Raw genomic sequence first — 26720 nt, forward strand, 5'->3', positions numbered from 1 at the left:
GCCACGACCCGCCCGGCCTGTTGCAGGGCCTCGACGACGTGCAGCTTCTGCTCGGCACGTACGTCCAGTACGTGGGCTTCCGGCCGGCCCTCCTCCCCAAGCTCTTCGAGCAGGGGGAACCCCAGAGCACGCACCGGACGCCGCCCCTCCATGGCCAAACGCTGCCCGCCGCGGCACCAGGGCCTGCCCGATAGGTCAGTGACGAGCTGGACCGCCGATCGTTCAGCACTGCGTCCGGGCAGTGTCCACGCGATTCGACAAGAGGGCGTATGTCTTTTACGGCACCTTGACCGTCGCAGCTCCGCGCCTCCGGCTTTGCGCATGACCCACCAACAACCTAGTTTCTAGCGCGAGCTGAGGAACTCGATCGCCCGCTGGGTCAGGAGCTTGGCAGCGTCCGGGTCGTAGGACGGCAGCGAATTGTCCGCGAACAGGTGCTGGTCTCCGGGGTACAGGAACATCTCCGCATCAGCGCGGTCGGAGACGAGCGCGCAGGCGGCGTCGATGTCCTCGGCGAAGAACGGATCGGCTTCCTTCGCATGCACCTGCACCGGCACGCCGTCAGGCCACGCCGCGCCGAACTCCGACACGGGGATGCAGGCGTGGAACAGGAGCGCGCCCCGCGCGCCCGCCCGCGTCTGCGCCAGCTTCTGGGCGGGCAGCACACCGAGTGAGAAGCCGGCGTAAACGGCGTCCTGCGGCAGGAGTTCGGCCGCGCGGACGCCGCGCTCGGTCATCTCGCCGAAGCCGAGCTGCTCGACGTAGCCCTGGCCCTCTTCGAGGGAGTCGAAGGTGCGTCCGGCGAAGAGGTCGGGCGTGTGGACGGTGTGGCCGACCGCGCGGAGTTCGTCGGCGAAAGCGGCGACTCCGGGCGTCAGTCCCTGCGAGTGATGGAACAGTACGACCTCTGTCATGCCCAAACCCCTTGCTCGCGGGTAGCGAATGATCCGGAAGTTTAGAATAATCGAAGAGTGTCGAACAATCCCCGTCTCCCCGACTACGACGTTTCCGACGTCACAGATGTGACAGCCCCGGCCCAGCTCCGCGCGCTGGCCAACCCGCTGCGCAACGCCGTCCTTGAGCTGCTCCTCGAACGCGCCGCGACGGTGAGCGAACTGGCCGCTGCACTCGGCCGCCCCAAGAGCACGGTCGCGCACCACGTGAGCGTCCTGGTGGATGCCCAGCTGCTGAAAGTCGTGCGGACCCGCCGGGTGCGGGCCATTGATGAGCGCTACTACGGCCGCATCGCGCGCATCTTCCGCGTCGGCACGGTCAGCCCCACAGACGGGGCCGAGGGGCCCTACTGCAACAACGATCTCGCCACGGCCGCGGCCGAGTCGGCCTCCGCACATCAGGCGGATCAGCTCTCCTCGATCGTGCGGCATGTGCGGATCCCGCGGGAGCAGGCCCGCGAGTTCTGGGCGCGGGTGCTGGAGCTTGCCAACGACTACGCCCAACTGCCCCGCGGAGGCGATGTGGTGTACGGCTTCGCTGCCGGGCTCTACCCGACCGACTGTCCGGCGCTGCCTGAGGCCGAGTCTGCGACGGACTGACCTGTACCGCAGGTCGTGTCGTCCGCAGCCACGGCCTGCAGCACTCGAACCTCCACCACCCTGGCCCCATCAGGCAGCAACCCACCGAGTCACATGACCTGTCGGACAGGCACTAGCACTAGGACCACGGCAGCATCGGATAGCTCCCGGTGTTCGTCGGCGCGTGCTCCGGCAGCCACAGCACGGCGACCGCCCCCTCGGCCGGCAGATGTTCCGGTGTGCCCGGGGTGCGGACGTTGCGGAAGGTCAGCCGGGCGCCCAGCACCCGGGCCTGCCCGGCCGCGATGGTCAGGCCGAGTCCGTGGCCGTGTCCGGCGCGGTCCGCGCTGCCGGTGCGGAAGCGGCTCGGCCCCTCGGCGAGCAGGTCCTCGGGGAAGCCCGGGCCGTGGTCGCGCACCCGGATGACCCGGCCCTCGACGCTGACCTCGATGGGCGGCTTGCCGTGCCGGGCCGCGTTGGCCAGCAGGTTGAACAGCACGCGCTCCAGGCGGCGCGGGTCGGTGGTGACCTCCGACTCGTGCACGATCCGCACCGTGCTGGCCGGATCCTTGGCCGCCACCCGCCGGGCGACGAACTCCCCGAGCATGATGTCCTGCAGCTCCGCCCGCTCGGAGGCCCCGTCGAGGCGGGCCACCTCCAGCACGTCCTCGACCAGCGTGCGCATGGCTTTCGCCCGGTCCAGCACCAGTTCGGTCGGGCGCCCGGGCGGCAGCAGCTCGGCGGCGGTCAGCAGTCCGGTCACCGGAGTGCGCAGCTCGTGCGCGATGTCGGCGGTGACCCGCCGCTCGGCCTCGATGCGCTGCCGCAGCGCGTCCGCCATGGCGTCCACCGCGCTCGCCAGGTCGTCCGTCTCGTCCCGCACGACCCCGCCCATGGCGTCCCGCACGCGCACGTCCGTCTCGCCGCCCGCCAGCTGGTTGGCCGCGACGGCCGCCTTGCGCAGCCGCCGCGAGAGATGCCCGCCGATGAGCACCCCGAGGGCGCTTCCGCCGAGGACCACGGCGATGGACCCGATCAGCAGGGCCTGGTCCAGGTCCTGGAGGATGTCCGAGCTGCGGTCGGTGAAGCCCGAGTGCAGGGACATCACCTGGCCGTTCTTCAGCGGCACGGCGGCCCATATGTCGGGCACGTCACCCGGACGGTCGGCCACGTAGGTCGCCCGCTGCCCCGCCTCGACCCGGTCCCGCAGCGCCTGCGGCAGGTCCGGGTCATTGATCTTGGTGTTGGGGAAGTTCATCCGCCCCGACAGCTCGAAGTTGCGCTGGGCGATCATGATCCGTTCGTCGGCGAGGTCCCGCGCGTTGTCCAGCATCGAGACCCGGGCGGCGTTGTGCACGACCAGGCTCAGTGCGATCGCCACCAGCGCCCCGACCAGCGCGATGGCCGCGCTCAGCTTCCATCTGAGGCCGGTGCGGATGCCCGCACGCTCCAAGCCCGCGGCGACCAGGCGCCGGAAGTGCCCCCTCATACCCCTGCCTAGGCCTTCAACTTGTAGCCGAAGCCACGGACCGTCTCGATCCGGTCCTGGCCGATCTTCTGCCGCAGTCGTTGCACGTGCACGTCGACCACACGGGTGTCCCCGCCCCAGCCGTAGTCCCAGACCCGCTCCAGCAGCTTGTCGCGGGAGAGCACCGTGCCCGGCGCGGAGGAGAACTCCAGCAGCAGCCGCATCTCGGTCGGTGTCAGCGCCACCGGCTGACCGGCGCGGCGCACCTCCATGCCCTCGGTGTCGACCTCCAGGTCACCGAAGGCCAGCGTTCCGCCGCTCGCCGGGGCGTCCGGCTCCTCGCCCCGGCCGCCGCCCGCGTGCCCGAAGCGGCGCAGCACCGCACGGATCCGGGCGACCAGCACCGCCCCGTCGAACGGTTTGGTCACGTAGTCGTCGGCGCCCGCCTCCAGGCCCAGCACGACGTCGATGGAGTCGGCCCGCGCCGACAGCATGATGACCGGGACGGTCGACTCGTCCCGGATGCGGCGGCACAGGCTGACCCCGTCGAGTCCGGGGACCATGACGTCCAGCAGCGCGATGTCGGGGCGGTCCGCCCGGAACGCCTCCAGGCCCGACAGCCCGTCGGGCATGGCGGTGACCACGAAGCCGTCCCGTTCCAGGGCGAGCTGCGTGGCCTCGCGGATGACGTCGTCGTCCTCGACGAACAGGACGTGGGTCTGGTCTGCCATCCCGGTGCTCTCAGTCCTTCGTGGTCCGTGGGGAGTGCGTTCTCTCTGTGGGGACGCACGGTCCGTGCGATGCGTTCACCGATGGGGTCGGTCCGAGCGGCCCGATCGGTTCACGCGGCCTTCCGCCCACGTCAGTTCGGGGGCGCCGGCGTAGGGCTGTCGCCGACGACCTTCCCGTAGTCGTTGTGTGTGCGGTACTTCTCCGCGAAGCGGCCGGCGGTCCATCTGTACGTGATCACGTTCTCCCCGGAGGGGCTCGACACCGGGTCGCCCTTCTCGTACACCTGCTTGGTCACGACCAGGTCGCCGCGGTCGATCTCCGCGTAGACGGGCGGCTCCTCGGCCTTGAACACATTCTCGTACGAGCCGTCCTGCTCGTGATACACGTAACTGCCCACACCCACCGCGTCACCGCAGGTCAGCACATTGACGACGACATCGTCCGCGGAGCCGCCGGTCAGGTTGCCGTAGGAGACGTCGACCGGGTACTCGTCGGCGACGCAGGGCTTCAGCTCGCGCTTCACCTCGGGCGCGACCTTCGGGTCGTCCTTGACGAGCTTGACCGCGTTCACGGTGTCAGGCGTCTTCGACGGAGCAGCGGACGCGGTGGCGGCACCCGCCACCGAGTCGGCGTGCGCCGGGCCCTCGTCTCGGGCACCGGTCCCGCCGGCACCGCACCCGGACACCAAAAGGGCGAGGGCGGTGGGCACGGCCAGTGCCGCGCCCACCGCCTGGATACCGCCCCGGGTTCGCGCAGAACCCTCGCCGGTCAGGCCGCGCACCGCTCCCGCTCCTCACGCTCCAGCGCGCGTGCGTCCAGATCGCGGGACTCCAGCTCCTCGCGGAGCCGGGCGAGCGCCCGGTGCAGCGTGCTCTTGACCGTTCCGGCCGACATGCCGAGGGCGGCGGCCGTCTCCTCCGTGGACATCTGCTCCCAGTGTCGCAGCACCACGACACTGCGCTGCTTCGGGGCGAGCACCTTCAGGATGTCCATCAGCAGGGCGCGGTCCGCGTGCTGCTCGGTGGCGTCGTCGACCGAGGCGTCCGGGAGCTGCTCGGTCGGGACCTCCTCCAGCTTCCGCGCCCGCCACCACTCCGTGCGGGTGTTGATCATCACCCGGCGCAGGTAGGCGTCGGCCAGCCGCTTGTCCTCGATGGTCTCCCAGCGGCCGTACGTCCGTACCAGCGCCGTCTGCAGCAGGTCCTGCGCATCGGTCGGGTCCGGGACCAGGCGGCGGGCACTGCGCAGCAGCGCGTCCTGCCGGGTGCGGACGTACTCCTCGAACTCGAGCACCTCGCCCTGCGCCATGGTGAACCGCCTCCCGTTTCCCCGTTCGGGCCGGCTCCCCGCCGCCCGTGCACTGCCTGTGTCTTCCGTCGTCCCGTGTCTTCCGGGAACGCGATTGAAGGTACGGAGGCGTTGTCACGGCGCTGTCCGAAGCAGCCTGCGGCCAGCGCTCGGCTGTCCGTCGGTTGTGTAACGGAAGTCGGAACGGGATAAGGAGGTGGGGGTCTTGGGGCCGGTTCAGGGTGGTTTGTCCACCCTGAGTTCTGTGACGGTCGGCGATCCGCCGCTGTGACCCTCCTGTGCGTCAGGTCAGCGGCAGCCGGTACGAACCGTCCTCCAGCGGCTCCACCAGGCCGTCCGCGACGAGGCCGTCCAACGCGCGGGCCCGCTGCACCGGCTCGTGCCACACCCGGTCCAGGGCCGCCTGCGGAACGGCCCCGTGCGCCTCCCGCAGCACCGCGAGCAGCCGCCCGCGCACCTGCCGGTCGGTGCCCGCGTAGGTCTGCCCGCGGCGCGGCGGACCGTCGTGCGCCGGCTTGCCCGCCAGCCGCCACGCACACTGCGCGGCGATCGGGCAGCGGTGGCACGACTCGCTCTTCGCCGTGCACACCAGCGCGCCCAGCTCCATGGAGGCGGCGGCCCAGCGGGCGGCGGTCGGCTCGTCCTCGGGCAGCAGCGCGCGGGCCAGCTTGCGCTCGGCGGCGGTCGTCGCGTTCGGCGGGTACTGCACGCCGGTGACCGCGCGGGCGAAGACCCGGCGCACGTTGGTGTCCAGCACCGGGTGCCGCTGCCCGTAGGCGAAGGAGGCGACGGCGGCGGCCGTGTACTCGCCGATGCCGGGCAGCGCCAGCAGCTGCGCGTGGTCGGCCGGTACGTCACCGCCGTGCCGTTCCGTTATGGCGACGGCGGCGCCGTGCAGCCGCAGCGCGCGGCGCGGGTAGCCGAGCCGGCCCCAGGCGCGGACGGCCTCGCCGGGCGCCTCCTTGGCCAGGTCGGCGGGGCGCGGCCAGCGCGCCAGCCACTGCTCGTAGACGGGCAGGACGCGGCTCACCGGCGTCTGCTGCAGCATGAACTCGCTGACCATCACCCCCCACGCCCCGGCTTCGGGGCGCCGCCACGGCAGGTCGCGGGCGTGGTCGCCGAACCAGTCGATGACGGGGGAGTGCAGGTTCTCTCCGAGGGGCGGGCCGGAGGGAGCGGCGGCGGAGGGGACGGCGGGGTGCGGGGGCTTCGTGGGAGCAGTCATGGCCCTTCGATGGTGCCACGCAGAGGTACCGAATCGGGCACTCCGCCACCCCACCGAGGCGGTGACCCGACGATCGGGAGGTCTCCGTTCGAGCGGCTGATCGTGAAGGGGCGCTGCTTCGGCCTCCTTCGTCCTCCCAGCGATTTTCCCACCGAAGGTCGTTCACCCGGCGTCGTCCTCAACTGCCCGGCGGGGCAAGCCGCTTCAGCCGGCTGCGATGCCGGGCGCACGATCCGGCCAAGGTGCCGGCCCCGGGGCGCGCGGGCGTCTCGGGCCGGCGGTGCGCCGTGCGGCCCGGCTCGTCGGCGCACGGGCGTCTCGTGCGAGGGAAATGGCGCCGTACCAGCGCCGGAGAGCAGTTCGACCGCTGCCCATGTCCCGTGCGATGCCTTCCAAGCTCATGGTCACGGACGGTAGGCGACAGGGCGACACCGTCGCCCTGTGTGATCATCTGCTCCCCACCCGACGAAAGGCAGGGTGGGGAACGCGATTTCCGGAATGATGATCCGGAAAAGTTGTGGCCCGGAGCGGCGGGTGGGACGGGTGAACGCGCCGATCTCTCGTATGGTTTGCGCCGTGGGATCTCTGCGCAATCCGGTCGGGCCGCTTCCCTCCTCCATCTACTGGCGTCGGAGGGTCGTACTGGTGTCTGTGGTCGCCCTGTTGGCGCTGCTGACCACCTGGATCGTGACCATGGGCGGCGGGGGCGGCAAGGACGGCGACGACGGCGCCGACGGCAAGAATCCCGCGCCTTCCATCATGCCCGGCCCGTCGAGTTCGGGACCGGCCATCAGCCAAGCCCCCGGCGGACGCGAGGAGTCGGGCGGCGGCGGCGGTTCCGGCGGCTCCTCGTCCGGGTCCGGCGACGGTTCGGGTGACGGCTCGGGCAACGGGTCGGGCGACGGTTCCGGCTCCGGCGGCGGTTCCGGCTCGGCCGGGTCCGGGGGGTCCGGCGGTTCCGGCGACTCGGGAAGCGGCACCACCGCGGGCGGCGTCGGCGAGGGCGACACCCTGCCGGCCGGTTCCACCCTGCCCAACTGCACCGCGAGCGCGGTCAAGTTCAGCCTGCGCAGCCGGCACAACACCTACGACCCCGAGCAGACGCCCACCTTCCTGCTGACCGCGCGGAACATCTCCGGCAGCGACTGCAAGATCGACCTCGGACCGAAGAACGCGGTGTTCACGATCGCCCCGGCGAGCGGCGACGACGACTACTGGTCCTCCGAGGACTGCCCCAAGGCCGCCGCGCACCAGCTGTACCGGGTCGCCGCCGGCAGCGGCATCACCTACACCGTGAAGTGGGACCGCAAGCCGAGCGCCCCCGAGTGCGCGACACCTCCGGCGGGTTCGGCCAAGGCGGGCACCTACCTGGTGGAGGCCAAGGCCCCGGGCTTCGCGAAGGTGCAGACGTCGTTCGTGCTCTCCGCCGACTAGGCCCTTCTGACGGATCTCCGCGGCGTCGCGACGCCCGGCACGCTCCCCCGCTCTCGGCTTCGCTCGAACGGGAGGGGCCCCCACCGCCGCACCCCAGAGCACGCACCGAACGCCGCTCCGTCTCCCACGGAGATCCATCAGAAGGGCCTGGACCGGAGAAGGCCGGAGGGCGGTACCCCTTGCCGGGTACCGCCCTCAGCCGTTCCAGCCGGGCCCGCCGTCCCCGTCAGACGTACCGCTCCAGGATCGACGACTCCGCCAGCCGCGACAGCCCCTCGCGGACGCTGCGCGCCCGGGCCTCGCCCACGCCGTCCACCGTCTGCAGATCGTCGACGCTCGCGGCGAGCAGCTTCTGCAGCCCGCCGAAGTGCTCGACGAGGCGGTCGATGATCGCGCCGGGGAGCCGGGGCACCTTGGCGAGGAGGCGGAAGCCGCGCGGGGACACCGCCGAGTCCAGCGTCTCGGGCGCGCCGGTGTAGCCCAACGCCCGTGCCACCGTGGACATCTCGAGCAGCTCGGCGTGGGTGAGGGCGTCGAGTTCGGCGAGGGCCTCGTCGACCGTGCGGGAGCGCTTGGCCGTGGGTTCGGGGACGTAGTCCCGCACGACCAGCTCGCGCTCGGGCTCCACGCCCGCGATCAGCTCGTCGAGCTGAAGCGCCAGCAGCCGGCCGTCCGTGCCCAGCTCCACCACGTACTCCGCGATCTCCGTGGCGATGCGGCGCACCATCTCCAGGCGCTGGGCGACCGCCGAGACGTCCCGGACGGTCACCAGGTCCTCGATCTCCAGCGCCGACAACGTGCCCGCGACCTCGTCGAGGCGCAGCTTGTAGCGCTCCAGGGTGGCGAGCGCCTGGTTGGCGCGGGACAGGATCGCCGCCGAGTCCTCCAGGACGCGGCGCTGACCGTCGACGTACAGGGCGATCAGCCGCATCGACTGGGAGACCGAGACGACCGGGAAACCGACCTGCTTGCTGACGCGGTCCGCGGTGCGGTGCCGGGTGCCGGTCTCCTCCGTCGGGATCGTCGGGTCCGGGACCAGCTGCACGCCCGCGCGCAGGATCTTCGACAGGTCCGAGGACAGCACGATGCCGCCGTCCAGCTTGCACAGCTCGCGCAGACGGGTCGCGGTGAACTCGACGTCCAGCACGAAACCGCCGCTGCACAGCGCCTCGACCGTCTTGTCGGAGCCGAGCACGATGAGCCCGCCGGTGTTGCCGCGGAGCACGCGCTCCAGGCCGTCACGCAGGGCGGTGCCGGGTGCCACGGCGCTCAGCGAGGCGCGCATCAGGCCATCGGTACCGGCGCTCCCGCCGGATTTTCCGGGAGCAGATGCCCGGTCGTTGGCTGCCACTGCACTCCTCCGGTCGCTGGTCCTGGGCGCCCCCGTGTCGCGCGCTCGGTTCGCACGGACGGGCGAGACCAGGGCAAAGTCTACCGGCGACCCTCCTCGTCCTGTGGGGCCTCTCTGCGACGGGACCGGGGAAGGACCCGCAGGGCGTCCGCTATGTCCGCGACTTCCAGGACCTTCATGCCCGCCGGGACCTTGCCCGGGTCGCCCGGGACCAGCGCGTGCGTGAACCCCAGACGGTGGGCTTCGGCCAGCCTGCGCTGCACTCCGGTGACCCGTCTCACCTCGCCCGCGAGGCCCACTTCGCCGATCGCGACGAGATTCTTCGGGAGAGGTGTGTCACTCGCCGCGCTCGCCAGGGCGAGCGCGACGGCCAGGTCCGCGGCGGGCTCCGAGAGCTTCACACCGCCGACCGTCGCGGAGTAGATGTCCCTTTTGCCCAAGGCGCTGATCCGCCCGCGCTGTTCCAGCACCGCGAGCATCATCGAGACGCGGGAGGTCTCCAGGCCCGAGGTGGTGCGGCGCGGGGAGGGGATCTGCGAGTCCACCGTGAGCGCCTGGACCTCGGCGACCAGGGGGCGGCGGCCCTCCAGGGTGACGGTCAGGCAGGTACCCGGGACGGGTTCGGCCCGGCGGGTCAGGAAGAGGCCGCTCGGGTCGGCGAGGCCCGTGATGCCCTCGTCGTGCAGCTCGAAGCAGCCGACCTCGTCGGTGGTGCCGTAGCGGTTCTTGACGCCGCGCACGAGACGCAGGCGGGCGTGCCGGTCGCCCTCGAAGGACAGCACGACGTCCACGAGGTGTTCCAGCAGGCGCGGGCCCGCGATCGCGCCGTCCTTGGTGACGTGGCCCACCAGCAGGGTGGACATGCCGCGTTCCTTGGAGGCCCGGATGAGCGCGCCCGCGACCTCCCGCACCTGGGCCATGCCGCCGGGCGCGCCGTCGATCTCGGGGGAGGCCACCGTCTGCACCGAGTCCATGATCAGCAGTGACGGCTTCACCGCGTCCAAGTGGCCCAGTACGGCCGCCAGATCCGTCTCGGCCGCCAGGTACAGGTGGTCGTCGATGGCTCCGATGCGGTCGGCGCGCAGCCGGACCTGGCTCGCCGACTCCTCACCCGTGACGTACAGCGTGCGGTGCTCGTCGCTCGCGGACTTGGCCGCCACGTCGAGCAGGAGCGTCGACTTGCCGACGCCCGGTTCGCCCGCGACCAGCACCACCGCGCCGGGCACCAGTCCGCCGCCGAGCACGCGGTCCAACTCCGGCACGCCGGTGGGGCGGGCGGTGGCCTGCCGGGCGTCCACCTGGCCGATGGGCAGGGCGGAGGTGGTGACCCGGCCCGGTGCCGTCGTACGCACCGCGGGCGCGCCGTACTCCTCGACCGTCCCCCAGGCCTGGCACTCGGGGCAGCGGCCGAGCCACTTCGCCGTCTGCCAGCCGCATTCGGTGCAACGGTAGGACGGTCGGTCCTTGGTGGTCTTCGTACGGGCAGCCATGGACGAAACCGTAGCCGCCGGCACTGACATCGCGGGGGCGGGCCGACGGCGGCCGGCTGTGCGCCAGGGGTCCGCCACTCCGCGCCAGCCGTGGAACCACCGGTTCATGTCCCCGATTGAGGGATCGTTTCACCCGTACGGATTAAATGTGCTCAAGCCGGCGGAAGGTACCACTCCCGGCCCCCTACGGTCGCCGAATGACGAGCAGTACTCCGGAGATCTCGACCCGCACGGCCGGCGCGCACCGGGCGCACCGGGAAGCGCGTGACCGCGGGGCTGCGCGCACACTGGCGCAGCGTCCGCCCGCACGCTACGAGCCCTACCTGGACGGCCTGTTCACCTACTGCCTGTCCGTGCTGTGCGACCACGAGGCCGCGACCGCCGCCCTGGGCGAGGTCCTCGCGCTCGCCGAGCGCCGCGGCCGGCACGTCCCGGAGGCACCCGCGGACCGCAGGGCCTGGCTCTACGCGATGGCCCGCTGGGCGTGCCTGCGCAAGCTGGCCCAGGCCAAGCAGAAACGTCAGAGCGGCCACGCCGCGGGCCGCACCGGGCGGCAGCGCCCCGACCGCACGGCCACCCCGGCCCCTTCCGAGGAGGTCCAGGAGCGGCGCCGTCGCGAACTGGCCCTGCTCGCCTGGCCGGAGGCCGCGGGCACCACCCCGGAGCAGCGGGAGGCGCTCGAACTGGCCGTGCGCCACCACCTCGCCGCCCGCGAGGTCGCCGCCGTCCTCGGCATGGACCCGGCCGCCGCCCGTGATCTGCTGGCCTCCGCCGCCTGCGAGGTGGAACGCACGCGTGCGGCCCTCGCCGTGGTCGAGACCGGGGCGTGTCCGAGCGTGGCGCACTTCGCCGGCGACGACCGGCTCGTGCTCGGCACGGCCCTGCGCCGCGAACTCGTCCGGCACGTCGACGACTGCCCGCGCTGCCGCCGCACCGCCGAGCGCGCCATCCCCGGCCGCTGGCCCGGCACCAGCGTCACGCCCGCCGAACTGCCCGTCCTGCCGGCACCCCGGGCGGCCCTGCACATCGCCATGGCGCACCATCCGCGCGGCGTCACACCCCGCTTCGACCGGCGCGGGTTCCCGATGGACCCCAAGGACCACGCCGCCCGCAGGGACCGCCTTCGCGCGCGTGCCGTCACCACGACCGTGGTCGCCACCGTCGTCGCCGCCCCGGTGCTCGCCCTGTGGGCGGCCTACCGGGGCACCCCGATCGGCGAGGGCCATGACGGCCGCTCGGCCTCCGCGCGTGAGGTGGACGACCCTTTCGGCCTGGACGGCGAGATGGCGGGCGGCGGCTACGAGAACACCGGCAACGCGAGCACCCGGCCCGGTCCCCGCTTCGGCGAGGACGGCAAGGCCGATGTCTCCGTGGAGGTCATCGGCGTCGCGGGAGCCGGCCGCACGACCGCCCTGGAGGTCACGGCGGACAACAGCGGCGACACCACCCTCGTCACCCTGACCGCCACCGGCCCCGCCCCGGTCCGCTGGTCGGCGTCCACGGGAGCCCCGTGGCTCTACCTCAGCCAGTCGTCGGGAACGCTCGGACCGGGCGAGTCGTTGACGATCAAGGTGTACGTCGACCCTCTGCGGGAGCCCGCCGGCCCCTGGCAGGCGCGTGTGGCGGTCGCACCGGTGGGCGCCGTCGTCCACATCGAGGGCTACGGCACCGCGCCCAGCCCTTCCGGCCCCGGCCCGGACCCCCGGCCCAGCCCGGGCCCGACCCGGCCCGATCCGACGCCCACGACCTCAGCCCCGGACCCGGACCCGACGCCGACCACCCCACCCCCGTCGCCCGACCCGGAGCCCACGCCCACGGACGCGGGCCCGAGCGATCCGACGGGCTCCACGCCACCGCCCTCGGACAGTGGCGACCCGAGCCCGGCCACGTCGTAGCCGACGCTCAGGTGACCGGATCCGCGGGATGGGGGGCCAGCAGCGGCAGCTGGGAGGCCAGCCGCTCCTCGCACAGCTCGACCAGCCGGTCGTAGCCGGCCTTGCCCATCAGCTCGATCAGCTCCGGGCGGTAGGAGACGTAGACGGGATCGCCCGCGCCGTGCGCCGAGGTCGCCGACGTGCACCACCAGTGCAGGTCGTGGCCGCCCGGCCCCCAGCCCCGGCGGTCGTACTCGCCGATCGACACCTGGAGGACGCGGGTGTCGTCGGGCCGGTCGATCCACTCGTACGTCCGGCGCACCGGCAGTTGCCAGCACACGTCCGGCTTGGTCTCCAGCGGCTCGCGGCCCTCCTTCAGGGCGAGGATGTGCAGCGAGCAGCCCATGCCGCCCGGGAAGCCGGGCCGGTTCTGGAAGATGCACGAGCCCTGGAAGGGCCGCGTCTGCCGCTCGCCGTCCTCGTCCTCGGATACCCAGCCGCCCCGCGTGCCCTCGGCGTGGTGCTGCCAGACGTCCGGCGTGAGCCTGGCCACGTGCTCGGCGACGCGCTTCTCGTCGTCCTCGTCGGAGAAGTGGGCACCCAGGGTGCAGCACCCGTCGTCCGCGCGGCCCGCCTGGATGCCCTGGCAGCCGCTGCCGAAGATGCAGTTCCAGCGAGAGGTCAGCCATGTCAGATCGCAGCGGAAGACCTGCTCGTCGTCCGCCGGATCAGGAAACTCCACCCACGCGCGAGCGAAGTCGAGCCCCTTCTCGTCGGGGACGAGGCCCGGTGATTTGTCGCGCTTCGCCTTTTTCGTCTTTGGCACGAGTCCAGGGTACGGGCCTTGTACCCCCGCCGAGGACGGCGGACGGCCCCGCGGGCAGTAGCGTGCCGTACATGAGACTCGGTGTCCTCGACGTGGGATCGAACACGGTGCATCTGCTCGTGGTGGACGCGCATCCCGGCGCGTGCCCGTTGCCCGCGCACTCGCACAAGGCCGAACTGCGCCTCGCCCAGCTCCTCGAAGAGGACGGCGCGATCGGCCCGCACGGCGTCGACCGGCTGGTATCGGTCATCCATGAGGCGCTCCAGGCCGCCGAGGACAAGGGCGTCGAGGAGATGCTGCCCTTCGCCACCTCCGCCGTACGCGAGGCCGGCAACGCCGACGACGTCCTCGCGCGGGTACGCAGCGAGACCGGCGTCGAGCTCCAGGTCCTCAGCGGCGAGGAGGAGGCCCGCCTCACCTTCCTCGCCGCCCGCCGCTGGTTCGGCTGGTCGGCCGGAAAGCTGCTGGTCCTGGACATCGGCGGCGGCTCCCTGGAGATCGCCTACGGCATGGACGAGGAGCCCGACGCGGCCGCCTCGCTGCCGCTGGGCGCCGGCCGCCTCACCGCCGGCTGGCTGCCCGGTGACCCGCCCGACCCGGCCGACGTCCGGGCCCTGCGCCGCCATGTCCGCACCGAGATCGCCCGCACGGTCGGCGAGTTCAGCCGCTTCGGCGCCCCCGACCACGTCGTCGCCACGTCCAAGACGTTCAAGCAGCTGGCCCGCATCGCCGGCGCGGCCCGCTCCGCCGAGGGCCTCTACGTCCAGCGCGAGCTCAAGCGGGAGTCCCTGGAGGGCTGGGTCCCGCGCCTGGCCGCCATGACGGAGCGGGAGCGCGCGGAGCTGCCCGGCGTGTCGGAGGGCAGGGCCGGCCAGCTCCTGGCGGGCGCCCTGGTGGCCGAGGCCGCGATGGACCTCTTCGGTGTGGAGCGCGTCGACATATGCCCCTGGGCGCTGCGGGAGGGCGTGATCCTGCGCCGCCTGGATCACATGGAGTCCGTGTAGGAGACCCGGCCACTATGGCAAACACCACAACGGCGAAGAGGCCCCCCGCCTCACCCCGACCACACCCCGTAATCTGTCCTGCATGGCAGAGCCAGCCGTGAAGATCCCGGACGCGAAGGTCGCCCTGTCGACGGCCTCGGTCTACCCGGAGTCGACGGCCACGGCCTTCGAGATCGCCGCGCGCCTCGGTTACGACGGAGTCGAGGTCATGGTCTGGACCGACCCGGTCAGCCAGGACATCGAGGCCCTGCGCAGACTCAGCGACTACCACCGGATCCCGATCCTGGCCGTGCACGCCCCCTGTCTGCTGATCACGCAGCGCGTCTGGTCCACCGACCCCTGGACCAAGCTCCAGCGGGCCCGCGCGGCCGCCGAGAAGCTCGAAGCGAGCACGGTCGTCGTCCACCCCCCGTTCCGCTGGCAGCGCCAGTACGCCCGGGACTTCGTCGCCGGCATCTGGCGCATGGCGAACGAGACGGACGTACGGTTCGCCGTCGAGAACATGTACCCCTGGCGCTACCGCGACCGCGAGATGCTCGCGTACGCACCCGACTGGGACGTGACGAAGGACGACTACCGGCACTTCACGATCGACCTCAGCCACACCGCGACGGCCCGCTCCGACGCGCTGGACATGGTCGACCGCATGGGGGACCGCCTCGGCCACGTCCACCTCGCCGACGGCCGGGGCTCCGCGAAGGACGAGCACCTGGTGCCCGGCCGTGGCACCCAGCCCTGCGCGGAGTTGCTGGAGCGGCTCGCGCGGACCGGCTTCGACGGGCACGTCGTCATCGAGGTCAACACCCGCCGCGCGATGTCGAGTGCGGAGCGCGAGGCCGACCTGGCGGAGGCCCTGGCCTTCACCCGCCTGCACCTGGCCTCGGCGGCGCGGGTGCCGCGCCGATGACCGACCGGCCACCGGCCGGCACCGGCCCCGCCGCCCGCCGCCGCGGCCGCCCCCCGCGCACCGCGTCGGCCGACACCCGCGACCGCATCCTGACCGCCGCCCGCGACGCGTTCTCCGAGCGCGGCTACGAGAGGACGTCCGTGCGCGGCATCGCCAAGTCCGCCGGCGTCGACTCGGCCCTCGTGCACCACTACTTCGGCACCAAGGAGCAGGTCTTCGAGGCGGCGATCACCCAGTCCTTCGGGCCGGTCCTGCAAGCCCCCCAGGCCATCGAGGAGGGCCCGCTCGACGGGGTGGGGGAGCGTCTGGCCCGCTTCTTCTTCGGCGTCTGGGAGAACCCGGCGACCCGCGCGCCCCTGCTGGCCGTGGTCCGCTCCGCCCTCACCAACGACACGGCGGCGGCCGTCTTCCGGCGGATCGTCGCCACCCAGGTGCTGCGCCGCATCGCCGTACGGCTGGAGCTGCCGGACGCCGAGCTGCGGGCCGAACTGGCGGCCGCCCAGCTCGTGGGAACCGCCATCCTGCGGTACGTCATCAGGGTCGAGCCGCTTGCCTCGGCGGACCCGGAGGAGGTCATCGCGCGGCTGGCCCCGGTCGTCCAGGGACATCTGACCGGTCCGTGAGGCCCGCCGGGTGACGTCGTCCGAGACAGCCATCCCGCATTCCGGACACTCCGTCCCGCCCACTGGAAGACGGGCGTACGCTCGGTAGCAGTCAGAAATCTCCGAATCCTCTGACGCCGTCTGTCGAAGGAGCGAGCGACGATGCCCGAGCTGAGGTCCCGCACAGTCACCCACGGCCGCAACATGGCGGGCGCCCGCGCCCTGATGCGCGCCTCCGGTGTACCGGGTGCGGACATCGGCCGCAAGCCGATCATCGCGGTCGCCAACAGCTTCACGGAGTTCGTGCCGGGGCACACGCACCTGGCGCCGGTCGGCCGGATCGTCAGCGAGGCGGTCGTCGCGGCCGGCGGCATCCCGCGCGAGTTCAACACGATCGCCGTCGACGACGGCATCGCCATGGGCCACGGCGGCATGCTCTACTCCCTGCCCTCCCGCGACCTGATCGCGGACAGCGTGGAGTACATGGTCGAGGCCCACTGCGCCGACGCCCTGATCTGCATCTCCAACTGCGACAAGATCACCCCGGGCATGCTGAACGCGGCCCTGCGGCTGAACATCCCGACGGTCTTCGTCTCCGGCGGCCCGATGGAGTCCGGCCGCGCCACCCTCGTCGACGGCACGGTCCGCACGCTCGACCTGGTCGACGCGATCTCCGACGCCGTGAACGACAAGATCTCGGACGAGGACATCCTCCGCATCGAGGAGAACGCCTGCCCGACCTGTGGCTCCTGTTCCGGCATGTTCACCGCCAACTCGATGAACTGCCTGACCGAGGCCATCGGCCTCTCCCTGCCGGGCAACGGCTCGGTCCTGGCCACCCACACCGCCCGCAGGCAGCTGTACGTCGACGCGGCGCACACGGTCATGGACATCACCCGCCGCTACTACGAGCAGGACGACGAGACGGTCCTGCCCCGCAGCGTGGCGTCCTTCGCGGCCTTCGAGAACGCCATGGCCCTCGACATCGCCATGGGCGGCTCCACCAACACGATCCTGCACCTGCTGGCCGCCGCCCAGGAGGCGGGCGTCCCCTTCGGCCTGGACGAGATCAACGCGGTCTCGCGCCGCGTGCCGTGCCTGGCCAAGGTCGCCCCGAACGTCGCCAAGGACCGCACCTACTACATGGAGGACGTGCACCGCGCCGGCGGCATCCCCGCCCTGCTCGGCGAGCTGCACCGGGCCGGCCTGCTCAACGAGGACGTCCACTCCGTGCACAGCCCGTCCCTCGCCGACTGGCTCAAGACCTGGGACGTGCGCGGTGGCTCCCCCTCCGCGAAGGCCGTCGAGCTGTGGCACGCGGCCCCCGGCTGCGTCCGCTCCGCCGAGGCCTTCTCCCAGTCCGAGCGCTGGGAGGCCCTGGACGAGGACGCCGAGGGCGGCTGCATCCGCTCCGCCGAGCACGCCTACTCCAAGGACGGCGGCCTCGCGGTCCTCAAGGGCAACCTGGCCGTGGACGGCTGCGTCGTGAAGACGGCCGGCGTCGACGAGTCCATCTGGACCTTCGAGGGCCCGGCGGTCGTCTGCGAGTCGCAGGAGGAGGCCGTCCAGAAGATCCTCACCCAGCAGGTCAAGGACGGCGACGTCGTCGTCATCCGCTACGAGGGCCCCAAGGGCGGCCCCGGCATGCAGGAGATGCTCTACCCGACCTCGTACCTGAAGGGCCGCGGCCTGGGGAAGACCTGCGCGCTGGTCACGGACGGCCGCTTCTCCGGCGGCACCTCCGGCCTCTCCATCGGCCACGCCTCGCCCGAGGCGGCCGCGGGCGGCACCATCGCCCTCGTCGAGGACGGCGACCGCATCCGCATCGACATCCCGAACCGTTCCATCGAGCTGCTGGTGGACGACGCCGAGCTGGCCCGCCGCGAGCAGGCGCTGAACGGCGTGTACGCCCCGAAGAACCGCGAGCGCAAGGTCTCGGCGGCGCTGCGCGCCTACGCGGCGATGGCGACCAGCGCGGACAAGGGCGCCGTGCGGGACGTGTCGAAGCTCGCCTGACCTCTTCTCGCACCGAGGGCCGCCTCCCGCTGCCGGGGGCGGCCCTCGCGCATGCCCGCCGGCTACCAGGCGGCCGGATCGCGCCCGTCGACGGCGAAGACGGTCCCGTCCGGCGCACTGCCGTAGACCCGGTCCCGCACGAGCACGGGCTCGGGGAGCGAGGCCGGGACCCGGTCCGACCGGCCACCCAGCCGGGGAGACGTCTGCCCGGCGAGCTTCCCGCGCCGCGCGTCGACGGCGAGCAGCCGCCCGTCCGGCGCCGTGACGTAGACATACCCGTCACCGGCGACCGGGGTGGACCCCCGCAGGATTCCCGTCTCCAGGCTCCACACCTGCTCGCGCGCCTCGACATCGACGGCCACCAGCGATCCCCCGGTCCCCATGAGGAAGGCGAGGTTCCCGCGCACCGCGCCATGGGCCTGCTGGAGGGGGACGGCGAGGGGCACCCGTCGGGTCTCACCCGTCTCCGGGGTGTAGCGGACCACGGCACGGGCGTCGCCGTGCATCGCGTCGACCGACAGGAGAAACACCGATCCGTCCGTCGCGCCCAAGGGCTCCAGCGTCCCGTCGAGCCGGGCGCCCGACCGCACGTCACCCGTCCGCGGGTCCACCACGCTGAGCCGGGTGCTCTCCCCGTCCCCCGACGCGCTGGTCGCGTACGCCAGCGGGTCACCGGTGAACGTGGCGAAGTACGGCACCTCATGGCCGGGGATCCGGTGACTCCACCGCGGGTCACCGGTGGCGCCGTCCACGCCGGTGACCTTCCCCCCGGCATCCCTGACCAGGAGCATGCCGCCGGCGTACACCGCACTGCCGGCCTCGGGTACGTCCCGCTGCCAACGCGCCTTGCCCGAGGCCGGATCGAGTGCCTCCAGGCGATACCCCCGGCCCGTCGAGGGCTGGACGAGTCCGCCCACCAGCACCGGCGGTCCCTTCCGGGGCCCCTTGCCGACGGAGTGCCGCCACAGCAGGTGCCCGTCGGACGGGTCCAGGGCGAAGACCAGTCCGGACGTGGCGCAGAGCAGCCGTCCGGCGCCGTGGGAGCACAGGGGTGCGCCGTCTCCGGACGCCGGTGCCGTCTGCCACCCGCTGAACGCGGCGGACGTGGTCCGCGGGGCGGCGGGCCGTGGTGAGCCGTCGGCAGCGTCGAGCAGCGGGAGTGAGACCAGAGCACTGACGACGGCCAGACCGAACCCCCCGGCCCCCAGGGCCGCCCGCCTGCCGAGCCGCCGCCCCCTGCCACGACCGGCTTCCGCGGTATGGCCGGTTTCCGCCGCGTGACCGGCTTCCGCCGCGTGACCGGCTTCCGCCGCACGACCGGCTTCCACGGCATGACCGGTTTCCGCCGCACGACCGGCATCCCCGGCGGGCGGCCACGAACGTTCGGTGTCCCCGGTCCGCTGGGCCGGTATGAACGTCTGCGTGTCGTACGAGGCCGCGACGGACCGCAGTTCCCGCATCAACTCGTCCGGCGTCGGCCGGTCCTCGGGCTCTTTGGCGAGACACCGCAGCACGAGCGGCGCGAGATTCTCCGGCACCCCGGTCATATCCGGCTCGTCGTGGACGACCTGGTAGGCGACGACGTACGGGCTGTCCGAGTCGAACGGCCCCCGGCCCGTGGCCGCGTGCACCATCACCGACCCGAGCGCGAACACATCGGCGGCGGGCCCCACCTCCCGAGGGCGCCGGAACTGCTCCGGCGCCATGAACGGCGGGGTCCCGATCAACTTCCCCGTCTCTGTGCGCAGTTCGCTGTTCTTCGGCCGGGAGATGCCGAAGTCGATGACCTTGGGCCCGTCCTCGGCGAGGAGCACGTTGCTCGGTTTGAGATCCCGGTGCACCACGCCGACCCGGTGGATGTCGCGCAGCGCCTCGGCCAGTCCGGCCATCAGGCGACGCAGCGCGGCCGGACTCATGGCCCCGTTCCGCTTCACATGGTCGGACAGGGTGAGACCGGGAATGAACAGGGTGGCCATCCACGGCCGTTCGGCCTCCGAGTCGGCGTCGACGACAGACGCGGTGAAGGCACCGCTGACCTGTCGCGCGGCCGCCACCTCCTGCCGGAACCGCCCCCTGAACTCGGGATCCCTGGCGAACTCGGCATGGACGACCTTCACCGCCAGCTTCATTCCGGACGTGCTGCGCGCGAGATGCACCACGCCCATGCCCCCGGAGCCCAGAGTCGACTCCAGCCGGTAGTGCCCGGCGTATTCGGGAAGTTCCGCTTCCGCGCCGGCTCCGGTGCTGCTCTGTGGCGCCATGGAAACACCCCCGTGCTCTTCGTCCGCGCGCGCGACGCAGGGAGCCTAGTCGATGACTCGTTCGGGACAGAGGCGGCTTGCTAGCCTCCGGGCACGAGTTGCGCACATGTGTTTCATGGTGTGACTCAAGGGAATCAACGAGACCCCATGGCAGTCATGGGGCTCAACGGGGGAGGAATGTCATGTCTGTCGACCATGTCGGGGAACTCGAAGACAGAGGCGGGAAAGAGGCCGTCACCATGGCGGCGTCGGCCCTGCGCTCGTACCCGGTCGCCCCGGGCGTCCGCCTGAACGTGCGCAGCGGTCCCGGCACCGGCTACGCCGTCGTCCGCGTGCTGCCCGAGGGAGCCAGGGTCACCATCTTCTGCCAGAGGCCCGGCACGACGGTGGCGGGCCCGTACGGCACGTCGAACATCTGGGACAACATCGACGACGGCGAGTACGTCTCGGACGCCTATGTGCAGACCGGCAGCGACGGTTACGTCCGCCCGCGCTGCTCCTGATCCGGCTGCCGCCGCCACGAGCGGCGACGGCCCACCCGTAGGACCACCCGGCACGGTGCGGCGAGCATCGCGACCGGCGGCGCGCCCAGGGGCACGATCCGGCGGGCGGACGACACCGCCCGTGCACACCGCAGTGATGTGCACGGGCACCGGACCGTCCAGGCCGGCCGGCGTGCCCCAGGGCGCACTCGCCGCGTCCGGCACCACCGGCCCAACCGTCCGGGGTGTCCGCCGCGACCGGGTACGGGTCCAGGACTCCCCTCCTGCTCATTGACCGGGAACGGTGATAATCGACCCGTGAGCGCAGATGACAGCACCCGCACCGGCCCCGCGGGCTCCACGGCCGAGGGCCTCGGCCCCCGCCCCGAGCCCTTGCGCTTCTTCGGCACGACCTGGCTGAACCACGACCACGGCTACACCGCCCGCCGTATCGCGGTCGCCGTCGGCTCCCTGGCCACCGCCGTCGCCTCCTGCCTCGTCCTCCGCCTCGCCTACGAGGGCCTCCAGATCGCCGCGATCGGCGGCTTCGTCACGCTCCTCATGGTCGTGATGTTCGCGATCTGTAGCGCGATGGCCTTCCGCCACACCTGGGACGGCTTCACCCGCCGTCCCGACCCCGACCGCCATGCCTCCCTCCGCGGTCTTCTGAGCATCGGTTTCGTCGGCTCCCTCCTCGCCTACTTCTTCCGCTCCCTCACCGAGGCCCCCGGAGAGAAGCTCCACCGCGAGGAGTACGAAGAGGCCCGCAAGCAGTACGAGAAGCGCACGACCCGCCGCTCGGGCAACCCGAGGAACCGACGCCGGGCGTAGGGGCCGGGTGGGAGCGGTGTGGGGGATCCCGAGCCCGGGTGGGTGTGGGCCGCGGGATGAGGGCCGGGCCGTGGGGCCACGAACCGGGGTCGGGCGTAGGCCACCGAAGCGGGTCGGTGTGCGCCCGGGCCCGGCCCCCGGACGAGCCGCTCCCGCGCCCGGGCCCCCTCCACCGGTCTCACCGGAATCTCACCGCGCCCCACCCCGCCCCCGGCCACCATGACCGTATGACCACACCTCCCCCCGCCCACCACCCCGCCGGAGCCGACGCCACCACCCCCGAACCCCTCGCCGGGGACTCCGCCCCCGAGTCACCCCGCACCGCCCGGGCCCACTCCTTCAACGCCGTCGCTGCCCAGTACGCGGCCAACCGCCCCTCCTATCCCCCGTCCCTCTTCGACGCGATAGAAGACCTGACGGGCCGCCCCCTCTCCGGCGCCCGCGTAGCGGACGTCGGCGCCGGTACCGGCATCGCCACCGCCCTCCTGCACGGCAGGGGCGCGAACGTCGTCGCCGTGGAACCCGGGGACGGCATGGCGGCCCGGTTCCGCCGTGCCCTTCCCGGTGTCCCGATCATCCGGGGCACGGGTGACGACCTCCCCCTCGCCGACGGCTCCTTCGACCTCGTCACCTACGCCCAGGCCTGGCACTGGACCGACCCCGCCCGCGCCGTCCCGGAGGCCCTGCGCGTCCTGCGCCCCGGCGGCGCCCTCGCCCTGTGGTGGAACACCGACGCCCTCGACGTCCCCTGGATCGCCGAGGCCGCCGCCCGCACCGGCCGCCACTTCCGGATCGACATCTCCGCCGAGAAGCGCAACGTCGACGCCCGCGCCGCCGACCCCACCGGCCGCCTCGACTTCACCCGCCGCACGGTCCGCTGGAGCCGTCACGTCCCGGTCGACACGCACCTCGCGAACATCGGCAGCCACTCGGTCTTCCTGGTGCACGACCCCGAACACACCGCGGCGTTCCTGGCCGCGGAACGCGAGCTCCTCCTGCGGGCCTTCCCGGACGGCTTCGTGGAGGAGGTCTACGAGGTCGTCCTCCTCCTCGCGAAGACCCCGGCCTGACGCGCACCCGACCGCCGCGGCCGCTTGACGCGTCCGACCGCCGGGAGGATTATTCATCACATGATGAATAATCCTCCCGGCTCGCCACGCCCGGGCCCCGACACGCGCCCGCACCCGGACACGCCGGCCGTCCACGCCGAGAACCTCACCGTCGTCCGCGGCCCCCGCACCGTCCTGCGCGACCTCCGCTTCACCGTCCCCCGAGGCCGGATCACCGGCCTCCTCGGCCCCTCCGGCTGCGGCAAGTCCACCCTGATGCGTGCCCTGGTCGGCACCCAGGCCGAGGTCACCGGCACCCTCGACGTCCTCGGCCATCCCGCCGGCCACCCCGCCCTGCGCACCCGCATCGGCTACGTCACCCAGGCCCCCTCCGTCTACGACGACCTGACCGTCCGCCAGAACCTCGACTACTTCGCCGCGATCCTCGACCCCGGCCGCGCCGCCGCCGACCGCCGCGACGCCGACGTCACCCGCGCGATCGCCGACGTCGACCTCACCACTCACGCCGACGCCCTCGCCGGAAACCTCTCCGGCGGCCAGCGCAGCCGCGTCTCCCTGGCCGTCGCCCTCCTCGGCACCCCCGAACTCCTGGTCCTCGACGAACCGACCGTCGGACTCGACCCGGTCCTGCGCCGCGACCTGTGGGACCTCTTCCACGACATCGCGACCGGCCGCGGCGCGACGATCCTCGTCTCCTCCCACGTCATGGACGAGGCCGAACGCTGCCACCGCCTCCTCCTCATGCGCGACGGCGAACTCCTCGCCGACGACACACCCGACGCCCTGCGGGCCCGCACCGGCACCGCCACGGTCGAGGAGGCCTTCCTCCACCTGGTCGACGAGGCAGCAGCGGCGGACGACACGAAGGAGACGACCCGATGACCACCACCGCCACCAGGCCGCCCACCCCACCGAAGGGCCTGAGCGCCTCCCGCACCGGCGCCACCGCCGCCCGGGTCCTGCGCCAGCTCACCCACGACCCCCGCACCATCGCGCTGCTGATCCTCATCCCCTGCGTGATGCTGTTCCTGCTGCGCTACGTCTTCGACGGCAGTCCCCGCACCTTCGACAGCATCGGCGCGTCCCTCCTCGGGATCTTCCCGCTGATCACGATGTTCCTGGTGACGTCCATCGCCACCCTGCGCGAACGCACCTCGGGCACCCTCGAACGCCTCCTCGCCATGCCCCTCGGCAAGGGCGACCTGATCGCCGGCTACGCCCTCGCCTTCGGCACCCTGGCGATCATCCAGTCCGCCCTGGCCACGGGCCTCGCGGTCTGGTTCCTCGGTCTCGACGTCACCGGCAGCCCCTGGCTCCTCCTCCTGGTGGCCCTCCTCGACGCCCTCCTCGGCACGGCCCTCGGCCTCTTCGTCTCGGCTTTCGCGGCCTCGGAATTCCAGGCGGTCCAGTTCATGCCGGCGGTGATCTTCCCCCAGCTCCTCCTGTGCGGCCTGTTCGCCCCGCGCGACACCATGCACCCGGCCCTGGAGGCCCTCTCCGACGTCCTCCCCATGTCCTACGCCGTCGACGGCATGAACGAGGTCCTCCGTCACACGGACATGACCGCCGCGTTCGTCCGCGACGTCCTGATCGTCGCGGGCTGCGCCCTCCTGGTCCTGATTCTGGGCGCCGCGACCCTCAGGCGCCGGACGACGTAGATCGCCGGGCGAGGACGCCCCCATCCCGCCCACCGGACACGACCCCCACCCGGCACCCCCGAGTGCGAGGATGAAACGGACGACGCACCCCCCGGAGGGCACCGAAAGCCATGACCCAGAAAGTCGCAGTCCTCGGCACCGGCAAGATCGGCGAAGCCCTGCTCAGCGGAATGATCCGGGCGGGCTGGACCCCGGCCGACCTCCTGGTCACCGCCCGCCGCCCGGAACGAGCCGAGGAACTCCGCACCCGCTACGGCGTCACCCCGGTCACCAACCCCGAAGCCGCCAAGACGGCCGACACCCTGATCCTCACGGTCAAACCGCAGGACATGGGCACGCTGCTCGACGAGCTCGCCCCCCACGTGCCCGCCGACCGCCTGGTCATCAGCGGTGCCGCCGGCATCCCCACGGCCTACTTCGAGGAGCGTCTCGCCCCCGACACCCCGGTCGTCCGCGTCATGACGAACACCCCCGCCCTCGTCGACGAGGCGATGTCCGTCATCTCCGCCGGCACCCACGCCACCGCCGACCACCTCGCCCACACCGAGGAGATCTTCGGCGCCGTCGGCAAGACGCTCCGCGTCCCCGAGTCCCAGCAGGACGCCTGCACCGCCCTGTCCGGCTCCGGCCCGGCCTACTTCTTCTACCTGGTCGAAGCCATGACCGACGCCGGCATCCTCCTCGGCCTGCCCCGCGACAAGGCCCACGACCTGATCGTCCAGTCCGCCATCGGCGCCGCGACGATGCTCCGCGACAGCGGCGAACACCCGGTCAGGCTCCGCGAGAACGTCACCTCCCCCGCCGGCACGACGATCAACGCCATCCGTGAACTCGAGAACCACGGCGTACGGGCCGCCCTCATCGCCGCACTCGAAGCCGCCCGCGACCGCAGCCGCGCCCTGGCCTCCGGAAACAACAGCTGACCACCGGGGGGCGGGCCCGCTCCCGCCCCTCCGGCGACGTCACCTCACACCGCCGCCACGGCCCCGGCACCGGCCGCCTCCGGCACGGCGGGCAGCAGCCCGATCGCGCGGTACGCGGCATCCACCGTCGGTCGGGCCATCCCCCGGGCCCGCTGCGCACCGTCCCGCAGCACCCCCTCCACGTAACCGGGGTCGGCGCACAACTCCTGATGCCTGGCCTGCAAGGGCCTGAGCACCTCGATCACAGCGTCCGCGGTGTCCTTCTTCAGGGCCCCGTACGACGTGTACGCACCACTCAACGATGCGGGCTCCCCGCCCGTGCAGGCCGCGAGGATCTCCAGCAGGTTGGCGAGCCCCGGCCGGGCCTCCCGGTCGTAGACGACCTCCCGTCCGCTGTCGGTCACGGCCCGCAGGACCTTCCTGCGCACCACGTCCGGCTCGTCCAGCAGGTAGACGATGCCGGGCCCGACGTCATCGCTCTTGCCCATCTTCGACGCCGGGTCCTGCAGATTCATCACCCGCGCCGCCACCCCCGGCCGCGTCGCCCGCGGAATCACGAACGTATGCCCGTACCGCTGGTTGAACCGCACTGCCAGATCCCGCGTCAGCTCCACGTGCTGCACCTGGTCGTCCCCCACCGGCACCTCGTCGGCCCCGTACGCCAGGATGTCCGCAGCCATCAGCACGGGATACGTCAGCAGCGACAGCCGCACACTCCCACCCCGCCGCTGCTCCCGCACGGCCTTCTCCTTGTACTGGATCATCCGCCGCATCTCACCGTCGGTGGCCACGCACTCCAGTACGTACGACAACCGCGCGTGCTCGTCCACATGGCTCTGCACGAACACCGTGCAGAGCTCCGGATCCAGTCCGGCCGCCAGCAGCAGCGTCGCCGACTGCCGACTCAGCCTGCGCACCCGCGCGGGATCGTGGTCCACGGTCAGGGCGTGCAGATCGACGACGCAGAACAAGGCGTCGGCCTCGTGCTGATCGACCGCGGCCCACCGCCGCATGGCCCCGAGGTAGTTCCCCAGCGTCAGATGCCCCGTGGGCTTGACCCCGCTGAAGACCCGTGTCATCTCTCCTCCTCCTAGGTCGGGACCGCCGCCTCCGGGCGGCCGCCCCTCCGCGGTGCCGGAGGGAGAAACGAGAACGGCCGCCGAAGCGGCGGCCGTCGCGTGCATACGTGGGGACGGCCGCCGTCAGGCGGCCCACCACAGCTGGGTGCACGTACGCGTCGTCATGCGGCCCACAGTACGCCCCGGGGATGCCGTCCGCCCTTGAGTTGACACGCCCAGACCCCGTCCGTACTGTTCTCCGAGTTGTCCGACGTGAGCGCCGACCCCGGTCGGTCCCCGGGCAGCCAATCCGCAGGTACCAACCACTCTTCGACGTGCAGTACGTCTGTCGTCGTTTCATTGGCTTGTGTATTTACGGAATGAGGAATCCACGTTCGAAAGGACGAGGCCCCCGATTGGCTCGGGAGCCGGGGAATCCGCTAAAGTCTCACTCGTCGGAACGGCCCAACAGCCGCGAAGACAAACCCCGTCGACCGGGGATCGGGCCCGAAAGGATCTGATAGAGTCGGAACCGCCGGAAAGGGAAACGCGAAAGCGGAAACCTGGAAAGCGCCGAGGAAATCGGGTCGAGAAAAGATCTGATAGAGTCGGAAACGCAAGACCGAAGGGAAGCCCGGAGGAAAGCCCGAGAGGGTGAGTACAAAGGA

General features: G+C 72.1%; 24 protein-coding genes. 13 read left to right on the forward strand and 11 right to left on the reverse strand.

The window, feature by feature from the left end:
- Positions 1-344: 344 nt before the first annotated feature.
- A complete protein-coding gene (locus tag ABTX62_RS35390; RefSeq protein WP_352120025.1) occupies positions 345-914 on the reverse strand; it encodes a dienelactone hydrolase family protein in 570 nt (189 codons plus the stop codon).
- Between the two features lie 57 nt (positions 915-971).
- On the opposite strand from ABTX62_RS35390, the gene ABTX62_RS35395 reads away from it, so the two are divergent.
- Positions 972-1553: an ArsR/SmtB family transcription factor gene (locus ABTX62_RS35395; protein ID WP_352120026.1), complete on the forward strand. Its 582-nt coding sequence runs from the start codon at positions 972-974 to the stop codon at positions 1551-1553.
- Between the two features lie 118 nt (positions 1554-1671).
- Here ABTX62_RS35395 and cseC read toward each other — a convergent pair whose 3' ends face one another.
- The 5 genes from cseC to ABTX62_RS35420 all read right to left on the reverse strand — a co-directional run bounded on the left by cseC (position 1672) and on the right by ABTX62_RS35420 (position 6265).
- On the reverse strand, positions 1672-3021 hold the full coding sequence (gene cseC / locus ABTX62_RS35400; RefSeq protein WP_352120027.1) for a two-component system sensor histidine kinase CseC: 1350 nt from the start codon (positions 3019-3021) through the stop codon (positions 1672-1674).
- An 8-nt stretch (positions 3022-3029) separates the two neighbouring features.
- Positions 3030-3731: a two-component system response regulator CseB gene (gene cseB, locus ABTX62_RS35405; protein ID WP_352120028.1), complete on the reverse strand. Its 702-nt coding sequence runs from the start codon at positions 3729-3731 to the stop codon at positions 3030-3032.
- A 131-nt stretch (positions 3732-3862) separates the two neighbouring features.
- Positions 3863-4513 (reverse strand): hypothetical protein, encoded by a 651-nt coding sequence (locus ABTX62_RS35410; RefSeq protein WP_502998074.1) that lies wholly within the window; start codon positions 4511-4513, stop codon positions 3863-3865.
- Positions 4501-5040, reverse strand: a complete 540-nt coding sequence (locus tag ABTX62_RS35415; protein WP_030251439.1) for a SigE family RNA polymerase sigma factor — start codon at positions 5038-5040, stop codon at positions 4501-4503. The genes ABTX62_RS35410 and ABTX62_RS35415 overlap by 13 nt, the downstream gene beginning before the upstream one ends.
- Positions 5041-5323: 283 nt before the next feature.
- Positions 5324-6265: an HhH-GPD family protein gene (locus ABTX62_RS35420; protein WP_283967910.1), complete on the reverse strand. Its 942-nt coding sequence runs from the start codon at positions 6263-6265 to the stop codon at positions 5324-5326.
- 576 nt (positions 6266-6841) lie between these two features.
- Here ABTX62_RS35420 and ABTX62_RS35425 point away from each other — a divergent pair.
- Complete coding sequence (locus tag ABTX62_RS35425; RefSeq protein ID WP_352120029.1) at positions 6842-7699, forward strand: hypothetical protein; 858 nt, start codon at positions 6842-6844, stop codon at positions 7697-7699.
- Between the two features lie 226 nt (positions 7700-7925).
- Here ABTX62_RS35425 and disA read toward each other — a convergent pair whose 3' ends face one another.
- Positions 7926-9050: a DNA integrity scanning diadenylate cyclase DisA gene (disA, locus tag ABTX62_RS35430; RefSeq protein WP_283967908.1), complete on the reverse strand. Its 1125-nt coding sequence runs from the start codon at positions 9048-9050 to the stop codon at positions 7926-7928.
- Positions 9051-9130: 80 nt separating this feature from the next.
- Complete coding sequence (gene radA / locus ABTX62_RS35435; protein WP_352120030.1) at positions 9131-10540, reverse strand: DNA repair protein RadA; 1410 nt, start codon at positions 10538-10540, stop codon at positions 9131-9133.
- A gap of 197 nt (positions 10541-10737) precedes the next feature.
- Here radA and ABTX62_RS35440 point away from each other — a divergent pair, with 197 nt between their 5' ends.
- Positions 10738-12435 carry a BACON domain-containing protein gene (locus ABTX62_RS35440; RefSeq protein ID WP_352120031.1) on the forward strand — a complete coding sequence of 566 codons (1698 nt, stop codon included), beginning with the start codon at positions 10738-10740 and terminating at the stop codon, positions 12433-12435.
- A gap of 7 nt (positions 12436-12442) precedes the next feature.
- Here the strand turns inward: ABTX62_RS35440 and ABTX62_RS35445 are convergent, their stop codons facing one another.
- The gene (locus ABTX62_RS35445) at positions 12443-13240 is read right to left on the reverse strand and encodes a DUF3109 family protein (protein WP_352120032.1); all 798 of its coding nucleotides are present in this window, start codon (positions 13238-13240) and stop codon (positions 12443-12445) included.
- 71 nt (positions 13241-13311) lie between these two features.
- Between ABTX62_RS35445 and ABTX62_RS35450 the strand changes: the two genes are divergently transcribed.
- The 4 genes from ABTX62_RS35450 to ilvD all read left to right on the forward strand — a co-directional run bounded on the left by ABTX62_RS35450 (position 13312) and on the right by ilvD (position 17769).
- A complete protein-coding gene (locus ABTX62_RS35450; protein WP_352120033.1) occupies positions 13312-14244 on the forward strand; it encodes a Ppx/GppA family phosphatase in 933 nt (310 codons plus the stop codon).
- A gap of 82 nt (positions 14245-14326) precedes the next feature.
- Positions 14327-15151 (forward strand): sugar phosphate isomerase/epimerase family protein, encoded by an 825-nt coding sequence (locus ABTX62_RS35455; protein ID WP_352120034.1) that lies wholly within the window; start codon positions 14327-14329, stop codon positions 15149-15151.
- Positions 15148-15774, forward strand: a complete 627-nt coding sequence (locus ABTX62_RS35460; protein ID WP_352120035.1) for a TetR/AcrR family transcriptional regulator — start codon at positions 15148-15150, stop codon at positions 15772-15774. The genes ABTX62_RS35455 and ABTX62_RS35460 overlap by 4 nt, the downstream gene beginning before the upstream one ends.
- A 141-nt stretch (positions 15775-15915) precedes the next feature.
- A complete protein-coding gene (gene ilvD / locus ABTX62_RS35465) occupies positions 15916-17769 on the forward strand; it encodes a dihydroxy-acid dehydratase (RefSeq protein WP_352120036.1) in 1854 nt (617 codons plus the stop codon).
- 62 nt (positions 17770-17831) lie between these two features.
- Here the strand turns inward: ilvD and ABTX62_RS35470 are convergent, their stop codons facing one another.
- Entirely contained in the window at positions 17832-20030 is a 2199-nt protein-coding gene (locus tag ABTX62_RS35470) for a serine/threonine-protein kinase (protein ID WP_352120037.1), read from the reverse strand.
- Between the two features lie 182 nt (positions 20031-20212).
- On the opposite strand from ABTX62_RS35470, the gene ABTX62_RS35475 reads away from it, so the two are divergent.
- The 6 genes from ABTX62_RS35475 to proC all read left to right on the forward strand — a co-directional run bounded on the left by ABTX62_RS35475 (position 20213) and on the right by proC (position 24994).
- Positions 20213-20533 carry an SH3 domain-containing protein gene (locus ABTX62_RS35475; protein ID WP_352120038.1) on the forward strand — a complete coding sequence of 107 codons (321 nt, stop codon included), beginning with the start codon at positions 20213-20215 and terminating at the stop codon, positions 20531-20533.
- A 297-nt stretch (positions 20534-20830) separates the two neighbouring features.
- On the forward strand, positions 20831-21343 hold the full coding sequence (locus ABTX62_RS35480) for an EamA/RhaT family transporter (protein ID WP_352120039.1): 513 nt from the start codon (positions 20831-20833) through the stop codon (positions 21341-21343).
- 227 nt (positions 21344-21570) lie between these two features.
- The gene (locus ABTX62_RS35485) at positions 21571-22413 is read left to right on the forward strand and encodes a class I SAM-dependent methyltransferase (protein ID WP_352120040.1); all 843 of its coding nucleotides are present in this window, start codon (positions 21571-21573) and stop codon (positions 22411-22413) included.
- Positions 22414-22473: 60 nt separating this feature from the next.
- Positions 22474-23295, forward strand: a complete 822-nt coding sequence (locus ABTX62_RS35490) for an ABC transporter ATP-binding protein (RefSeq protein ID WP_502998075.1) — start codon at positions 22474-22476, stop codon at positions 23293-23295.
- Entirely contained in the window at positions 23292-24071 is a 780-nt protein-coding gene (locus ABTX62_RS35495; RefSeq protein WP_352120041.1) for an ABC transporter permease, read from the forward strand. Before ABTX62_RS35490 ends, ABTX62_RS35495 begins: the two co-directional genes overlap by 4 nt.
- A 110-nt stretch (positions 24072-24181) precedes the next feature.
- Positions 24182-24994 carry a pyrroline-5-carboxylate reductase gene (gene proC / locus ABTX62_RS35500; RefSeq protein WP_352120042.1) on the forward strand — a complete coding sequence of 271 codons (813 nt, stop codon included), beginning with the start codon at positions 24182-24184 and terminating at the stop codon, positions 24992-24994.
- Positions 24995-25038: 44 nt separating this feature from the next.
- On the opposite strand, the gene trpS is transcribed toward proC, so the two are convergent.
- Entirely contained in the window at positions 25039-26073 is a 1035-nt protein-coding gene (gene trpS / locus ABTX62_RS35505) for a tryptophan--tRNA ligase (protein WP_352120043.1), read from the reverse strand.
- Positions 26074-26720 lie beyond the last annotated feature (647 nt).

This window comes from Streptomyces sp. NPDC096046 (assembly GCF_040303285.1).
GTDB lineage: Bacteria > Actinomycetota > Actinomycetes > Streptomycetales > Streptomycetaceae > Streptomyces.

What these genes read in the sequence shown, in the direction of transcription:
- ilvD (WP_352120036.1), top strand. Translation starts at nt 15,916, where the DNA reads ATGCCCGAGCTGAGGTCCCGCACAGTCACCCACGGCCGCAACATGGCG.
- cseC (WP_352120027.1), bottom strand. Translation starts at nt 3,021, where the DNA reads ATGAGGGGGCACTTCCGGCGCCTGGTCGCCGCGGGCTTGGAGCGTGCG.
- ABTX62_RS35450 (WP_352120033.1), top strand. Translation starts at nt 13,312, where the DNA reads ATGAGACTCGGTGTCCTCGACGTGGGATCGAACACGGTGCATCTGCTC.
- ABTX62_RS35415 (WP_030251439.1), bottom strand. Translation starts at nt 5,040, where the DNA reads ATGGCGCAGGGCGAGGTGCTCGAGTTCGAGGAGTACGTCCGCACCCGG.
- ABTX62_RS35440 (WP_352120031.1), top strand. Translation starts at nt 10,738, where the DNA reads ATGACGAGCAGTACTCCGGAGATCTCGACCCGCACGGCCGGCGCGCAC.
- ABTX62_RS35420 (WP_283967910.1), bottom strand. Translation starts at nt 6,265, where the DNA reads ATGACTGCTCCCACGAAGCCCCCGCACCCCGCCGTCCCCTCCGCCGCC.
- ABTX62_RS35495 (WP_352120041.1), top strand. Translation starts at nt 23,292, where the DNA reads ATGACCACCACCGCCACCAGGCCGCCCACCCCACCGAAGGGCCTGAGC.
- radA (WP_352120030.1), bottom strand. Translation starts at nt 10,540, where the DNA reads ATGGCTGCCCGTACGAAGACCACCAAGGACCGACCGTCCTACCGTTGC.
- proC (WP_352120042.1), top strand. Translation starts at nt 24,182, where the DNA reads ATGACCCAGAAAGTCGCAGTCCTCGGCACCGGCAAGATCGGCGAAGCC.
- trpS (WP_352120043.1), bottom strand. Translation starts at nt 26,073, where the DNA reads ATGACACGGGTCTTCAGCGGGGTCAAGCCCACGGGGCATCTGACGCTG.
- ABTX62_RS35470 (WP_352120037.1), bottom strand. Translation starts at nt 20,030, where the DNA reads ATGGCGCCACAGAGCAGCACCGGAGCCGGCGCGGAAGCGGAACTTCCC.
- ABTX62_RS35490 (WP_502998075.1), top strand. Translation starts at nt 22,474, where the DNA reads ATGATGAATAATCCTCCCGGCTCGCCACGCCCGGGCCCCGACACGCGC.
- ABTX62_RS35390 (WP_352120025.1), bottom strand. Translation starts at nt 914, where the DNA reads ATGACAGAGGTCGTACTGTTCCATCACTCGCAGGGACTGACGCCCGGA.
- ABTX62_RS35460 (WP_352120035.1), top strand. Translation starts at nt 15,148, where the DNA reads ATGACCGACCGGCCACCGGCCGGCACCGGCCCCGCCGCCCGCCGCCGC.
- cseB (WP_352120028.1), bottom strand. Translation starts at nt 3,731, where the DNA reads ATGGCAGACCAGACCCACGTCCTGTTCGTCGAGGACGACGACGTCATC.
- ABTX62_RS35475 (WP_352120038.1), top strand. Translation starts at nt 20,213, where the DNA reads ATGTCTGTCGACCATGTCGGGGAACTCGAAGACAGAGGCGGGAAAGAG.
- ABTX62_RS35455 (WP_352120034.1), top strand. Translation starts at nt 14,327, where the DNA reads ATGGCAGAGCCAGCCGTGAAGATCCCGGACGCGAAGGTCGCCCTGTCG.
- ABTX62_RS35485 (WP_352120040.1), top strand. Translation starts at nt 21,571, where the DNA reads ATGACCACACCTCCCCCCGCCCACCACCCCGCCGGAGCCGACGCCACC.